Origin of the sequence: Mesorhizobium sp. M00.F.Ca.ET.216.01.1.1 (genome assembly GCF_004010325.2) — a bacterium.
GTDB lineage: Bacteria > Pseudomonadota > Alphaproteobacteria > Rhizobiales > Rhizobiaceae > Mesorhizobium.
Genome location: NZ_SADR02000017.1, coordinates 124,725 through 139,059, shown reverse-complemented (window position 1 = coordinate 139,059; position 14,335 = coordinate 124,725). Strand labels below are relative to the sequence as shown.

Sequence of the window (14,335 nt, the reverse complement as noted above, 5' to 3'; positions counted from 1 at the left end):
TTGACCTCCTTCGCAAGTCCTGCTGCGGTCAGGAAAGATCGGCTCCGTGATGTTGGACGAGGAGTTCTGTGGCTTGCTCCAGCGCCTCGCCGATGTGCCGTAAGACTCGTCCGCGCGATCTCGGGTAAACATGCAACTCCTTCGTACCCGGACCATCACCCCATCGCTTGTGCGTTCCCGACGCCATCTTGTGGACGAGCTTCGCGGCCTGCACCCGCTTGAACTCTGCCTTGGTCTCGGCTTGTGGGTCATCGCGGATGGCGATCTCGACGGCAAGCCATGCAGCAACCACCCCTCGCGGGTCCACGGCGGCCTTGCGCAGCCTCGCCCAGCCGGCCTTGGCCCGAGCCTCAGGAGACAGCCCGCGCAGCCTGAACGCCTCAATATGGGGCCCGGCGGTGCTGTAGAGCGTGTTCACGCGATCAATAGCATTGCGCACCCATTGATCCTCGGCGTTCGCCTCCAGCCACCCGACCGCTGCCCTGCGGTAAGGTGCGAGTTCCTTTGCGGTGTAGGAGCGCTTGTAAGGGCTTCCATGACGCGCGTAGTGGTCGGAGTGGTGTCGGCAAAAGCGCGTGTCCAGACCGTCCTCTGTGCCAGAACGGGCGGGCTTTCCGCAGCCTACAACACGGCAGCGCGAGAACATGCTGCTCGGCTCGGCAGCACGGGCTTTGACCTCGTTCCTCCGCTCGCGCTTCTTGGCCCAGTTCGTCAATCTCGAGTCCCTCTTAGGTGTTCCGTAGGTTTCCCATTAAGGGTACCGAGCAGTGAGTGAAGGAGCTACCTGGGTAGGAGTAGAGATAGCCTAACATGCAGATGAGGGTTGATGGGACCCAGTACAGGGACGAAGTCCCTCCCTTAGCCTTCAACCGTAACAGTGCCCTGAACATGGGCATGAGCGTCGAACACACGGAGCATAACCTCCTTGGTCATCGACACCTTGGAAGCTGGCACCATCACCGCGTCATGGATCGGCAAGGCCACAACGCCCTTGGCTCGAAGTTCAAGGAGAACGTCGACAAGGATGCTGCTCTCGACGAATTGAGCATCGTGACCAAGGCCCTTGTGGAAATGATCCTTGATCAGCGGGTGGTTGGCTTCGATGGCCTCGACCACCGCGCCGATCCTGTCCCCGCGTCGAAAGAGCTTCCTCGTGTCCTTCGGGAACCGATCGAGCCGTTCCCCAGCAAAGATCATGGCGCTCATCACTTTCTTGATGCCATGTCTCTGCTGATTGTATCCGTGCATGAAATAGAGGTCGTTGGTGGCTGGGAGGTGGCCTGCCATGCCGTACAGGATGCGGGGGCCTACTTGACCGTAGTCCAACTCCACGGCCTTCTCTCCTCCAATCCGGAGCCCTTGCCGTCGCTCATGCTTCCGCAGTTGCTGCCAGAAACCCCCGAACATCCTCCCGCCACTAGTGAACCGTGCCTGGGTGAAGATGCGGCGTAACCGTCTGTCGCCGATGTCGAAGGACGTGTGCGGCCACGGAATGCCCCGGCGATCATACTGGAGATCGGCCGCAGCCAGCCACTGGTTGATCGTATCAAGCTCGTGACGGTAACGCCCCGTGGTGGGGGTGTCGTCATACTGCTCCAAGCCGCCTTCGTCCCAATAATTGTCAGCGTCCTTCAATCGCTTGAGGATGATGGTCTCGCCATACGCATGTTCGTCGAGGTCTTCAGTGGAGATGTCGCCGTCATCCATTCGCGCCAGCAGGGTCGGACCTGGTCGGATAACCGTCGATTTGGAACCTCCAAGTATCGGAGCGGCCTTGTCCTGGGACACATAACCCAACTCGGGCTTGGCTAGGAGGTCCAGGACGCGTGGAAAGACCTTGCTGTATGCTCGCGGCCTATACCGACTCTTCGTTCCCAAGACCCTGTTGGAGCGGGTGACATAGATGTCGGCGGGATATTCGACGAGATGATGGCGCATCAGGTCGGACAGGATCGCGTCCACGGTCAGGTCGAATGTTTCCTGGTCTACGGCGCGGCGCTTGTTCTTCGCCAGCCCAGAACGCTTCTCGTAGTCCAGGAGCAGCTTGATAGCTTCCGCGACGATGCCCTTGGCGTTATCGGATGCGGCGAACCGATAGGCGTTGAACGGGCGATCTCGTTCGTCATCTTCGTCGTCTGGCGTGGTGACAAGCGGGGAAATCTGGTCCAACAGCGAACTTCCAATTCGTCAAAATGGCCACCCCTCTCCTACGGCCACACAGAGGGCCAAGGAATGGCGGCACGGCGCGGGGCAGTTGAGGGACTCGGCTTTGTCCCGTGACTCTGTACGGCCCTCTATGGCCGCGTTTGAGTCATTGAGAAGGCGGGGTCGGATTGATGCCGGCCGCCGCAAGTGCCCGATACACTGAACCCCTGCCAATGCCAACCGCCTTGGCCACTTCCGACACCGTCTTCCCCTGCTGGAACTGCATCACGGCTTCACCGGCCTTGGCTCGTGCCGTGGGCTTGCGACCTTTGTACTTCTGCTCCGCCCTGGCCTTGGCGATCCCCTCCTTCTGACGCTCCTTCATCAGGTCGCGCTCGAACTCAGCGAAGGCCGCGAACATGTTCAGCATTAGTCGTCCATAGGCTCCTGTCGTGTCGAGCGTTTCATTGCCGAATTGCAGCACCTTCAGCCCAATACCGCGCTCATGGAGGCCATCGACGATTTCCCCCAACGTGCGTGTGTTGCGTGCCAGTCGGTCGATCTTGGTGATCACAAGCGTATCGCCTTTGCGTAAGAACTTGAGGGCGCGTTCCAGTTCCTCGCGCTTCCCCAAGGCCGATATCTGCTCCGAGTAGACCTCTTCGCAACCGGCAGCCTGGAGATCACGTACCTGCGCCTCCAGCCCTGCCACCTGCTCTTCAGTCGACGTTCTTGCGTACCCGATTTGCATACCAAGCCTCCGATGTCCAATAGCATCTAGGCTTGTGAGTCAGAGTCGTCCAAATGTCAACACCCATTCTTCTGGACATAGAACAAGGTGCTTGGCCGGACGTCCGGTGGACCCTGCCCATGTGGACGTCGACACTTGCATTCTCCCGTCGACTGACTCAGAAGGTCGTAGGCGACAACACGTGAAAGATCATGACGCATGACCAGGAGCCAACAGTTCCTTCAGGTTGCAAATCTGCTCCTAGAGACGGGAAACCAACCATTGCCACCACCAGCCCACGTTTGGTCGCGCGAGGGTGCATGCTCAGCCGCACCCAACAAACGGCTCTGGCGTGTCACCGCTGGGTGAAGCGAGGCTGTCTAGGCGTTCCTGAGGGTGGGTTGACGTGGCGTCGAAGGGGGTACGGGGGTAGTCGCCCACTGCCGAGTATCCGATTGGGGTCAAATACGATTTCTCCAGATATTTTGGCCTGGTTTAAGAGTGACACTTACAGCGTGCTGCCGAGGACTCGACTCGTCGCGCTCGCTAAAGAGGGCATCACCGGAGCCAGGAGTTACAACTCACCTTTCACCACAATTGGAACGGCAGGCAGCCAAAGTCTGTGCCAACACGACTTGGAGGTCTCTCATGAACAACCGTTTATCGCGCGGCCTCATATTCGGCGGGCTAGGATACTTTATCGGCCTCAGCACGGGTGTCGCTGCATTGGGTGACGCAGTGAGTGGGGCATTCGTCTTCGGCCCCATTGGCTTCGTTATCGGGTGGCTGATGCCGGCAAAATGGACAAGTGCGGAAACGCCGCCGACCGGCTCGGAGCGGGACCCAGTGGTGATCGTCGCTCAGGCAACTCCAGACCATGTCGAGCAGCCCGTGGCCGAGCCGAGCGACTTCCGGCGGGTGGAGCAATCGTTGAACGAAGTGATCCCTATCATTGGGCGCATCCTCGGCTCGGTCTGGAACATGGAGATGAAGCTCCTAATTGCTGTCGGTCTCATGCCATACTTAGTGCGCCACGCTTGGCTGCTGTTTGGTATAGCGGTGGTGTTGCTTGCTGTGTTGTTTCCGTTGGGGATCGTTTTCACGGTCACGGGCATTGCCGCAATGAACTATGGCGCGGAGGCCGGGAGCAACTTCATCGTCGACCTCAGGCGACCAGCTACCTGATCCTCTCGCCGGGGGCGCCGCCGATCTCAGGCCCGCCTCGCGGCAGTTTCCAAGGTAGCTTGGTGATGGTAGGTAGTTCTGGGGGGACGATCATGTCAAACCGATTGGAGCGGCGCAAAAATGCGTCAATACTGCGGGCTGGCTTGAACTCAGCCAAGTACCGTTGCCTGGCCTGCGAGAAGGCCAACTTGAATCGCAACAAAGAGCACTTCTGGCCAAGATGGCTTATTCGATTTGCCGAAGCGACGAAAGAACCGGTTTCTTGGCTTGGGAAGGACTTGCCCGCTGAGGCCGTGCAAATACCGTTATGCGCTGACTGCAACAGTGCGTTCGGCCACGACCTCGAAGGTCCGATGTCGGAGCTGCTGCCGCGTATCTCGGTTGGACAAAGTGTGACTGACCCTGAGTGCGAGCTGCTTGTGAGATGGCTTTGGAAGTTCGAAGGGCTTGCCTGGAACGCTTTCAATTTCCATCGTTCCGAGGCGAGATACTCAAGCAAGTTTAGTCTGCGTGAGCGGGTGATCGGTAAGGATTCAATTCAAGGCATACGAGGTAGTCTGGTTGTAGCCATGGCGCTGGCGCATCGAAACGATCCTGGTCTGCATGATTGGTCACTAGGCATGGACAGCGGCCTCGGCACCCATGATGCAATCTTTGCGTCCGGCGTGTTTCGCAACGTCGCGATGATGGTGTCGTTTGCAGATTTCGCCCGTCTCATACCGCCAATGTTCTCCACTTATCAGTTGGCAGGCGAGAGGCAGGTATCCGGTGCGCTAGTGCTCAAACCCGAGTTTGTGTTTCCGCTGGTCAGTGATGCAGAGATCGTTACGGCCCGAGGTTCAGGTCGCCTAAAGGTTGAACACGAAAGATTTGGCGAGAGGCAGAACACAAACTCAGCGTTGGTCACGAATAGACCTAGGCTAGAGATTCCTCACCCCGCCCTTCGGACCATGGGCAGCTAGGCATCGGTGATGGTGCGGTCTGTGCCCCCAGCACGTACATGCCGAGACACTAAACCCGCCGGCGCAAGGACGGCAGCTCCTTAAGGTGTCGCTAGTGGAGGGATGAGGAATTGTAAGGGATTGCCATCCCGCGCTGGTCTCGGACAATCATTCCTTGACTCCATTTGTTGTATAATTTAGAGGAGAAATTATGGAGTATGGAATTAGAAAATCTCAACGAAATGGCTGGACAAAATGCTGGACAAAACGGCGGAAAATTTGAGAGAGAAAACCAGTGGCGCAAAGCGGCTCAAATTCGTCGAATTGGCCGAGAATCGCACGAAGAACGCGATCAGAATGATAAAGGTAATTGCTAAATTGGCGAACAAAAATGCCTACGAGTACACCGAAGCAGATGTCAAAAAGATCGTGAAGGCGCTGACAAAAGAGGTAGACGCGCTGGAGGCTCGAATGATGTCGACCGGTGGAAAGGACGAGGTCGATTTCAAATTGTGAGGCTCAAATAGGAGGGGTCGGTGACGGCTGCAAATGACCTGGATTTACTGAATCGGCTTCTCGTGGCCCGAACCACGATGCAGGTGGAGGCGATCATCTCAAGCCTCCCGGTTCAGTCCCTCGATATGTATCAATGGGACTATCGTGACAAGCGGATCGGCACGTGGCTGCCTGGACACCTCCATTGGGTCCCCGTGGGAAGAGATAGAGGAAATGGCGGTCGTATCAAGCTGGCAGGAGAGCCGACAAATCCTATAGCGGAGCGGCTTGTTAATGGCATGGAGGCGATCGTCGAGTTGGCCCGCCTGGAGGAGCTTCAAAAAGACCCTGACGCGAAGGCTCCAGCCACTCCTCGTGACGCCGCGTTTCGCTATTTCGGGTTGCCCCGACTCGATTCCCTTGATCGCCTGGACCAAGCTGAACGAAGCTCGGCCCAAGAACGTGTCTTGGAGATTAGAAAACGGCTCTTCGTCAGGCTCGACCACGATAACTCAACCAAGCAGTTCGCTGTCACGGTACGCGACCGGGGGATGGGCCAAGTCCCCGCGCTTATGCACGAGACGCTTCTTTCATTGGGCCAAACGGACAAGGCCGAGAAGCCGTATTTGATTGGTGTCTTCGGGCAGGGCGGTTCGTCCGCGTACTCAGCTTCCGAGTACTCGGTCATTCTCACCCGCAGGGCGGCGGCCATCCGCCAGCCAGGCGAAGATGCCGGGGTTGGATGGACCATTGTAAGGCAAGTCGTACCCGCCAACCGTCGGGACCCATACTATGCTTACCTTGCAGAAGGCCCGGAGGGTGAGGCTCCACGATTTGACGCGATCGTTGCCGACGCTGCAGGCTTTGACCAGGGAAGCCACTTTGCTCATGTGAAATACGATTTTGGCGGCTCAGCAGCGGCCATTTCCCATTTGCTTTACCAAGCCCTCAACCACGTCCTGTTCAACCCGATCCTGCCCTACGACCTGTTCGCTTTAAAGGATAAGCCCGAGCAAATGCTTGGCACGGCCTATCGCCTCGCACGCCAAGTCAAGGGGGCTGACCCCCGCGTAGCATTGAATAAGTCCTTCAGAATGCAACCGGTGGTATAGGAGAATGCTATGGAAGAAGCCGTAGCTTATCAACAATCGTTGTTCGACGACTTACATGGCATTGACATGGGGACGATCGACATCCGCGTGACGGTACTCCCGGCAAAGAGCAAGAAGAAGGACGCCGAGGATACACCGGTCGTTCCACTTGACGCGGCATCCGACGAACAATTCGCTCTCGACAAATCCCTGACCCCACTTGGGAGCTACCTCGAAACCAGCAAGGGAGGAAAGCGATGCTGTGTCTTCCTGGTCAACGGGCAGCGGCAAGAGTCCCTCGACAACACATTCATCATTCAAGAACTTGGGTTTAAGTATTTGCGGAACCGCATGATGATTGCGGTTGATGTCGACGGACTCGCTCAATCGGCGATTGGCCGCCTTATGCAAGGATCGCGCCAGGGTTTCTATCGCGGGGACGTGTGGAACGCCATGCAGAAGCGGATAATAGCCACACTGAAACAAGACCCGGACCTGGTCCGCCTGGAGGAGGAAGCAGAGCGACAAGTATCTGAACTCAGCGCAGGCGATGAGAAGGTCAAGAATACGTTGGACCAGCTTATCAACTCCCATCACGATCACGGCTGGCACAACCTCTCGGGAGCAGGAGCGGCGGCGGGAGGCAACGGTGACGATCTCGGACAGACGTCAACTGCGACAGGAGGTGTCGTGGTGCTGCTCCAGCCCGATCGCGGAGCAATTGCAGACTTCCCCGTCCTAATTTCGAAACCGAGCGCCTCGGCTATCCGCCTCCAACCCAATCATCCTCGCGACGTGATTATTCTGTCGCAGCCGGCGGGCCATTGGTCGGCTCTTGCGCAGTTCGACGTCTTACCCGACCGCACAGTTCCCGAACTCGAAATCAAGAAGGAACGCCTGGACGACCGGGGCAAAATCTCTCTGCTCTTCCGGGAGAAGCCAGAGGTGGAGGCTGACTACCCCATTAGGGCGACGCTTACGGTCACGGCTACATTTAATGGCATCAAGGAGCCGCGCCAACTCGAAATGCGCGTGGTTGTAGCTCCTGAAAGGCCCGCGCCTGTGCCTATCCTTCTCGATGTCCCCACGAAGCTCCGTGTCACGTCACGCCTTCCAATCCGCGTGCAGCGTGGCGCGGCGGACACGCACGTCGGGTTGCGGTGGGACGGCAAGGACCAGCTTCTTTCCGGCGACCCGGCAGCATGGCACTTGAAGGCGCGTCTTATAGAAGGAGCCGGCACGCTGAAATACAGCTTTTCAGACCCGACTTCGGGCCGGTTTGGGCTTCTGATCTCCCCAGATCCGATTTGGAACGCGGGTGACTCTCTTTGGATCGAGGTCACCGCAATCGGCCCGAATGAGGCCACGTTGTCGACAGACTTCCTTGCAGACGTGGTCGAGGCGCCCGAGAAGCCTATACCGCTGGCGCCCCGGCTCATCGATAGTAATGTCCCCTTTGGATCGATCAGACGGCCCCCCTATGACCTCCGATACATTACGCGCGATGACTATTCGGAAGAATGTTGGGGCGGAAAGCCTTGGACTGACGACGATCCGGGCTACTTTCGGGAGCCCACGGATAAGGCGCCCCTCATTTTGATCATCAACACCGACATGGCCGTCTTTAAGGATTACAACAAGTTTCTCGTCGCAAAGGGGATCACTGAAGGTGAGATTGATAGGCGCCGCACCAAGTACAACTCGCACGTCGCCTATCACCTTTATCAAATGTATCAGTCGACCCTTGACGACAAAGAGGGCGATTTCGACAGCGCCGAGGAACGCCGTCGCGCCGAGATTCAGCGGGTGGCTATGACTCTGGTGAAGCTAATGGAAGTGTCGCGATAACCTGTGGCGACTCACATCCGTGCGTCTTCTTCCGGTGGATTAGCACGACCTCTTGCGACGCTGGGGTCTCTCCCCTCTGGCGGCTATACCAACGGCGGCCGGGGACTGCCCGCCACAAGCGTCCATCTCGCTCCCCTTGCAGGGACGGGAGCAACAGCTCTTCAAGGCCGATCTCTGCCATGACCGCAAGGTATCTTGGAAGTTGCCGTGCCGCGTCGCCAAACGCTACCATTTGGACAATGATAGTGTCGTGATTAGCGACTGCAGCAACTGATCCCATGCTAGCCTTAATGTTCTTGAAATAATTCAGTTGGTCAGCCGCTTTGCGGTCTCCCATCGTGTAATAGGCGGCGCCGCTGCCGTCGAGCCGCTTTGCGATCATAAAGGGTAGTGCAGACTCCTTTCGTCCATCCACCTGCCAACGATGGTACAGAACATGCACACCCGGGTAGGGCGGAGAAGTCACGACTAATTTGGGGCGAATGTTGGCTAGGCGCACATCGTCTTCAAGTCCGGCGGCGGAGCGATTGACTATCAGAGCGTTAGTCGGTGCGCCGTGGGCCTCGGAAGCTGTACGCAACGCCCTAGCGCCCGCGACCATTGCTGTGGCCGTAACTCCGAGGCACTCTCGGAACTCGCCGATCGTAGGCAGTTGCTTTCGCCCATCTAGTGCCCATTGGGCAGTACGGAGAACGGCGCATCGCCCAAAGGCTTCGAGATTTGGCTGGGCGAGCGAGATAGCAGCGGCCATTCCCTGTTCGATCGCCTTTCGAAGGCGCCAGCGCGACTTGTGTTGGAGGTGCTTGTAGTACCCAAGCTCTGCGTAGTGGCCGAAGTGAATGCTTTGCTTGCGTAGGTCGATAGCATTTGGGGCCTTTGTCGCCCATTCGGCCAGCACGTCGAGTTCTGCTTCGGAGAATACGGTAGCCTTCACGGATGATACGAACTCAGCCAAGCTCGAAATGTCGACGCCGACAGCGTGCCGCCCCGAGGCGACCGCTTCGACGACTGTCGTGCCGCCACCGACATGATTGTCGAGAACCGTGTCACCTGGCTCTGTAAAAACGTCGATCGCAGCGCGGACGAAAGCAGGTGAGAACCTGGCAGGGTATTTGTAGAAGCCGTGGGTTAGACCCTTCACAGGTTCGGCAAAGCGCGCACCGGCGATCAGCGCCGCCTCGGCGTCGCCATCCAGGTCCACGAAAGTTGGCTGTACGGTCTCATTCACGCGCGTAGCTTTGGCCGGTTATGGTCAACAAAGGCTTAAGATGGCCGAAGCCTTTTTCACAAGGCTGATGACCTAGCCAATTGCCAATCTTGTCGGTGTTTGAGGGATAAGCTGGGACCAGGCTTAAAGTAACACGGTGACATCTGCAATGCGTTATCAGCCTTTGTCTTTGCACGGCGTGCACGATGCCCGTCTCTGAAACCGGTCCCGGTCCAGAACTGGACGGGAACCCAACAAATCACCAGCAAATCCTCCATGCGGTGCCGCAAGGTGTTAGGATGACGAGGCGCGGATTGAAGGCTATTGGGTCGGTCGCTAGGTCGCCTGCAGCGCCTTCTCCAGTGCCCGTCTGGCCACCTCAAGCCGGGCCTCATCCCCGCCGTAGTCCTCTCCAACACTGCCCGAGGAGTGCCCAAGAACGCTGTCTTGGTCCGACTTGGTGACGCCAGCCAATCGCAGGCGGTTGAGGTAGTGCTTGGATAATAGCCTAACTTCGCCCTCGACCACCTGTGACGCCTGCAATGCGAACCGGTTGGGGCGAAACACGCTCGTTTGACGGACGCCACTCCGTTTCATCGACCTCCAAGCGAGGAAGCTTCTTGATTTCTCGGGACAACGCACTTGGCGGCCAATCGCCATACCCTTCGCGAGCGTCCTCGGGGCCGCTTCCGAGCATGAAGTCCCGAGTCTGCTTGTCCATGTCATGGGCGCGCGAAAGCGTTGTGAACAGGTGCCGCCAAGCGTGGTTTGGCTTACCTCCTGGTGCCTGAATACCCAATTCCTTTGTAATCCAATCGCCGACCCTTGTTCCGGCTTCATGCGAGCGGGGTTTGCCTGTCAGTTTGGTTAGGTCCGTTCCATCAGGATAGGGAACGTAGAATGCAGGTCCGTCGCCTACCTCCTTGAACATCTCCAGTACGCCCAGTTCGACAAGGTGTGGGTGGACGGCAGTCATCCAAGCTTTGTCGCTCTTGGTGGAACCATCCTCAGGCGTGATGAAGAAATAGGGCGTGTTCTCTTCGTGCCGGACGCTCACGCCGCGCAATTGAGTGATCTCTGTGACCCGAAGCCCCGTATAGGCGCAAATCCACGGCACCCAGAACAGCGCCCGTTTGTGGGGCATTGAGATGCCTTTTGGGCTCCCTCGAAAGGTAGCTGACAGGATAGCCTTGGCTTCCTCGGCGGTGTAACCCTTCGACCGGACAGGGGCGGCTCCCTTTCTTCCGTCGCGAATGCCGCGTGCAACGTTCGTCGTGAGGTTGAACTCCTTCACTCCGTGGGTCAGGACCGCGCTCAAGGCGGCCAGGCACTTGCCGTTGATCTTTGACGGCGAAAGCCCCTCGCCTATCAATTCGTCACGCCATTTCCGAACATCGTCCTTGGTCACGTCTCGGGCATCACGGTGTCCACTGCTCGCGACGAACTTGCCGAGATCGCGGGCATAGTCGTCCTTGGTCTTCGCCTTGCGACTTTGGGTAGCAAACTTGTGATCCAAGAGAGCAAACAGGTCCATGTCGCCAGCCGCCCGTGGGGCCTCTGCAACTTGCTTCGGCTCGGCAGCCCAAGCGGGGAACCGCTTTCGTGCATCGTCTGGCGAATAGTCACCTTGAGCCTTACGAAGGTTCGCTTCGGCGGCAAGTTGGATCGCGGTGAAGGTCGCGTGGACGACGCGGGTCCGACTCAATGGATCGGTGTTGACCCCCTGCTCGGCAAACAACGCATCGACAGAGGGGCCGAACCAGGGGTCCAGTTCACCCCTCTCCCTCTTGCCTTTGTTCAATCGAAGGACTTGTGTCCAAATCCCCTCCTCACCGGGCTCACTATCCATCATGTCGACCAAGCGGACGTAGAGGATGCCCGCGAGTGCCTGCACTTGCTTCTGCGTAAGGGGCTGCGGACCCTCCCTGCGGCGCTGCCAAAACTCGTGCAAGGCAGCATCGGCGTCACGGTAGCGGCTCTTTGCTTCTGAGGGATCTTTCGTGTCGAGGCTGACCTTGACGATTGCGCCCGCTTTCACCGTCTTAACGGTGCCGCCGACAGGAATTGTTACCTGTCCAGCCATCGGCGTATTCTTCAAATCAGTCGGTGCGCGTTGCCGAAGGTAATAGACACCGGTCTTCGGATGCTTCCAAGGTCCAGGCATTCTCAAACTCATGTGTACCACCCCTGTGTACCAGACAGGCGGCGAAAAGACCAAGAAAGTCAGATAGTTGTTTCCAAACAATGGTTTGGGCTGGTGCTGCGAGAGAGGATTGAACTCTCGACCTCTCCCTTACCAAGGGAGTGCTCTACCACTGAGCTACCGCAGCCTCCGATGGCGGGGCTTCTGCCATATCGAACCGGCAAGCGCAAGGCCAAGCGCGAGGCATCTGTGCAAGCCTGTGCCAGAAGAGTTTTCAGGACATGGCGGTGCCACAATGTTGGCTATCCCTGAGCAGCGTATCGGCCGATGGCCAGCCGGGACGGGACAATGGGCAACAAGCCGAACGACAAGACAATTCCATCGAAAAAGGGCGGCACGGACCGCAAGCAGCGGCTCGCAGAGCAACTGCGCGCCAATCTGCAGAAGCGCAAAGCGCAGTCTCGCTCGCGGCGGACCGGCGGGGCCGACCAGCGGCCGGACGGGCTCGGCGCTTCGAAGGACGGGCAAAAGGATTGAGCCGCATCAGCCACTCTTGGTGCGTGGAAAATCCTATTTCTTGAACCAAGCCGGCCAATGGTCTAGACGGGCCGGACCATACTCAACCGATTGAAAGACGGCCATCCGGCCGAGGGGACATTCTCTAATGGATCGCATCAGAATTGTCGGCGGCAACAAGCTTGCCGGAAGCATTCCGATCTCGGGCGCAAAAAATGCCGCGCTGCCGCTGATGATCGCCTCGCTTTTGACCGACGACACGCTGACCCTGGAAAACGTGCCGCACCTGGCCGATGTCGAGCAGCTGATCCGCATCCTCGGCAATCACGGCGTCGACTATTCGGTCAACGGCCGCCGCGAAAAGCAGCAGGAAGGCTATTCGCGCACCATCAATTTCTCCGCCCGCAACATCGTCGATACGACGGCGCCTTACGAACTGGTGTCTAAGATGCGCGCTTCTTTCTGGGTGATCGGCCCGCTGCTTGCCCGTATGGGCGAGGCCAAGGTGTCGCTGCCTGGCGGCTGCGCCATCGGCACGCGCCCCGTCGATCTTTTCCTGGAGGGCCTTCAGGCGCTGGGTGCCGATATCGATGTCGACACCGGCTATGTCATCGCCAAGACCAGGAACGGCCGTCTTGTCGGCAACCGCTATGTGTTCCCGAAAGTGTCGGTTGGCGCCACCCATGTGCTGATGATGGCGGCGGCGCTGGCCAAGGGCGAAACGGTTCTCGAAAACGCCGCCCGCGAGCCAGAGATCGTCAACCTTGCTGAATGCCTCAACGCCATGGGCGCCAAGATTTCCGGCGCCGGCACTTCGACCATCACCATCGACGGCGTCGAAGCGCTGTCCGGTGCCCGCGTCAGGGTCATACCCGACCGCATCGAGACCGGCACCTATGCCATGGCGGTGGCGATGACCGGCGGCGATGTCGTGCTCGAGGGCGCTCGCCCCGACCTTCTGCAGACCGCGCTGGACGTGATTTCGCAGACCGGCGCCGAGATCACGCCGACCAATTCCGGCATCCGCGTCAGGCGCAACGGCGCCGGGATTGCGCCGGTCGACGTGACGACGGCGCCGTTCCCGGAATTCCCGACCGACCTGCAGGCGCAGTTCATGGCGCTGATGACGATGGCCAAGGGCAAGTCGCGCATCACCGAAACGATCTTCGAGAACCGCTTCATGCATGTTCAGGAGCTCGCCCGGCTTGGCGCCCACATCACGCTGTCCGGCCAGACGGCGATCGTCGACGGCGTTGCAAAATTGAAGGGCGCGCCTGTGATGGCGACCGATCTTCGCGCTTCGGTGTCGCTGGTCATCGCCGGCCTGGCAGCCGAAGGCGAGACCACGGTCAACCGGGTCTATCATCTCGACCGCGGCTTCGAGCGGCTGGAAGAAAAGCTGTCCGGCTGCGGCGCGGTGATCGAGCGGATTTCCGGCTAGGCAAATTCGCTGGACTTGTGGCGCGGTTGCGCGGACCGGAAAGACCGCCAGATTCCTGCTTGAGCATGATCTTTTCCGAAAACCGGTTTCCACTTTTCGGGATCATGCACTAACAGAAGGTTGAACCATCAACTTTCAGGTGCGAAATCCGCATGAACGCTCTCAAGCTTGTCGCGCTCGACTATCAGGATCTGAGCATCGTCTCGGCCCATGTCCAGGATGCCGTGATGAAGGTCGCCGACCTCGAATTCCTGCCTGCCGCCAAGCGCTTCGTGATCACCATGAACCGTTTCGTCTGGGAGGCAAAATCCGGTTTCTTCCGCCAGCACAACGAGCGGCGGCAAAGCGTGCTGCATTTCGACCGCGTGCTCGGCGCCAAGACCAGCGGCATTGCCCGCGACAAGCCGGATGAAGTGCTGTCGCTGCTGGCGATCAGCTTCGTCGCGCTCGACAAGCCCGCCGGCATCGTCGAGCTGATCTTTTCGGGGGGCGGCGCGATCATGCTCGATGTCGAGTGTATCGAGGCGCGCCTTGCCGATGTCGGCGGCGCCTGGGAAGCCACCTCGCGCCCTCTCCACAAGGTCTGAGCCGCA

13 protein-coding genes and 1 tRNA gene are annotated in these 14,335 nt (G+C 58.6%); 8 read left to right on the top strand and 6 right to left on the bottom strand.

All coding sequences use genetic code 11. The annotated features are described in order from the left end of the window. Positions 1 to 28: 28 nt before the first annotated feature. The 3 genes from EN859_RS21910 to EN859_RS21900 all read right to left on the bottom strand — a co-directional run bounded on the left by EN859_RS21910 (position 29) and on the right by EN859_RS21900 (position 2,896). Complete coding sequence (locus tag EN859_RS21910; RefSeq protein ID WP_245525648.1) at positions 29 to 715, bottom strand: hypothetical protein; 687 nt, start codon at positions 713 to 715, stop codon at positions 29 to 31. Positions 716 to 858: 143 nt separating this feature from the next. Further along, a complete protein-coding gene (locus tag EN859_RS21905) occupies positions 859 to 2,169 on the bottom strand; it encodes a hypothetical protein (RefSeq protein WP_127854808.1) in 1,311 nt (436 codons plus the stop codon). Positions 2,170 to 2,311: 142 nt separating this feature from the next. Beyond that, positions 2,312 to 2,896, bottom strand: coding sequence for a recombinase family protein (locus tag EN859_RS21900; protein ID WP_127854807.1), 585 nt, complete (start codon positions 2,894 to 2,896; stop codon positions 2,312 to 2,314). A 627-nt stretch (positions 2,897 to 3,523) separates the two neighbouring features. Between EN859_RS21900 and EN859_RS21895 the strand changes: the two genes are divergently transcribed. From EN859_RS21895 to EN859_RS21875, 5 genes are all read left to right on the top strand, one after another. Further along, positions 3,524 to 4,060 (top strand): hypothetical protein, encoded by a 537-nt coding sequence (locus tag EN859_RS21895; RefSeq protein WP_127854806.1) that lies wholly within the window; start codon positions 3,524 to 3,526, stop codon positions 4,058 to 4,060. A gap of 92 nt (positions 4,061 to 4,152) precedes the next feature. Beyond that, positions 4,153 to 5,022 carry a hypothetical protein gene (locus tag EN859_RS21890; RefSeq protein ID WP_127854805.1) on the top strand — a complete coding sequence of 290 codons (870 nt, stop codon included), beginning with the start codon at positions 4,153 to 4,155 and terminating at the stop codon, positions 5,020 to 5,022. A gap of 234 nt (positions 5,023 to 5,256) precedes the next feature. Continuing rightward, positions 5,257 to 5,517 carry a hypothetical protein gene (locus tag EN859_RS21885; protein WP_127854804.1) on the top strand — a complete coding sequence of 87 codons (261 nt, stop codon included), beginning with the start codon at positions 5,257 to 5,259 and terminating at the stop codon, positions 5,515 to 5,517. A gap of 20 nt (positions 5,518 to 5,537) precedes the next feature. Beyond that, complete coding sequence (locus tag EN859_RS21880; protein WP_127854803.1) at positions 5,538 to 6,608, top strand: hypothetical protein; 1,071 nt, start codon at positions 5,538 to 5,540, stop codon at positions 6,606 to 6,608. 9 nt (positions 6,609 to 6,617) lie between these two features. Continuing rightward, a complete protein-coding gene (locus EN859_RS21875; protein ID WP_127854802.1) occupies positions 6,618 to 8,435 on the top strand; it encodes a hypothetical protein in 1,818 nt (605 codons plus the stop codon). Here EN859_RS21875 and EN859_RS21870 read toward each other — a convergent pair. The 3 genes from EN859_RS21870 to EN859_RS21860 form a co-directional block, all read right to left on the bottom strand. Further along, the gene (locus EN859_RS21870; protein ID WP_127854801.1) at positions 8,398 to 9,663 is read right to left on the bottom strand and encodes a DNA methyltransferase; all 1,266 of its coding nucleotides are present in this window, start codon (positions 9,661 to 9,663) and stop codon (positions 8,398 to 8,400) included. The genes EN859_RS21875 and EN859_RS21870 overlap by 38 nt on opposite strands. Before the next feature lie 487 nt (positions 9,664 to 10,150). Further along, entirely contained in the window at positions 10,151 to 11,818 is a 1,668-nt protein-coding gene (locus EN859_RS21865) for a DUF6538 domain-containing protein (RefSeq protein ID WP_189502147.1), read from the bottom strand. A 79-nt stretch (positions 11,819 to 11,897) separates the two neighbouring features. Continuing rightward, positions 11,898 to 11,972 (bottom strand) — tRNA-Thr (locus EN859_RS21860). A gap of 161 nt (positions 11,973 to 12,133) precedes the next feature. Between EN859_RS21860 and EN859_RS21855 the strand changes: the two genes are divergently transcribed. The 3 genes from EN859_RS21855 (at position 12,134) to EN859_RS21845 (ending at position 14,329) form a co-directional block, all read left to right on the top strand. Then, complete coding sequence (locus EN859_RS21855; RefSeq protein WP_127854800.1) at positions 12,134 to 12,322, top strand: hypothetical protein; 189 nt, start codon at positions 12,134 to 12,136, stop codon at positions 12,320 to 12,322. Positions 12,323 to 12,449: 127 nt separating this feature from the next. Next, positions 12,450 to 13,742: a UDP-N-acetylglucosamine 1-carboxyvinyltransferase gene (murA, locus tag EN859_RS21850; protein WP_127854799.1), complete on the top strand. Its 1,293-nt coding sequence runs from the start codon at positions 12,450 to 12,452 to the stop codon at positions 13,740 to 13,742. A 152-nt stretch (positions 13,743 to 13,894) separates the two neighbouring features. Beyond that, positions 13,895 to 14,329 (top strand): DUF2948 family protein, encoded by a 435-nt coding sequence (locus EN859_RS21845; RefSeq protein WP_127854798.1) that lies wholly within the window; start codon positions 13,895 to 13,897, stop codon positions 14,327 to 14,329. Positions 14,330 to 14,335: the final 6 nt, after the last annotated feature.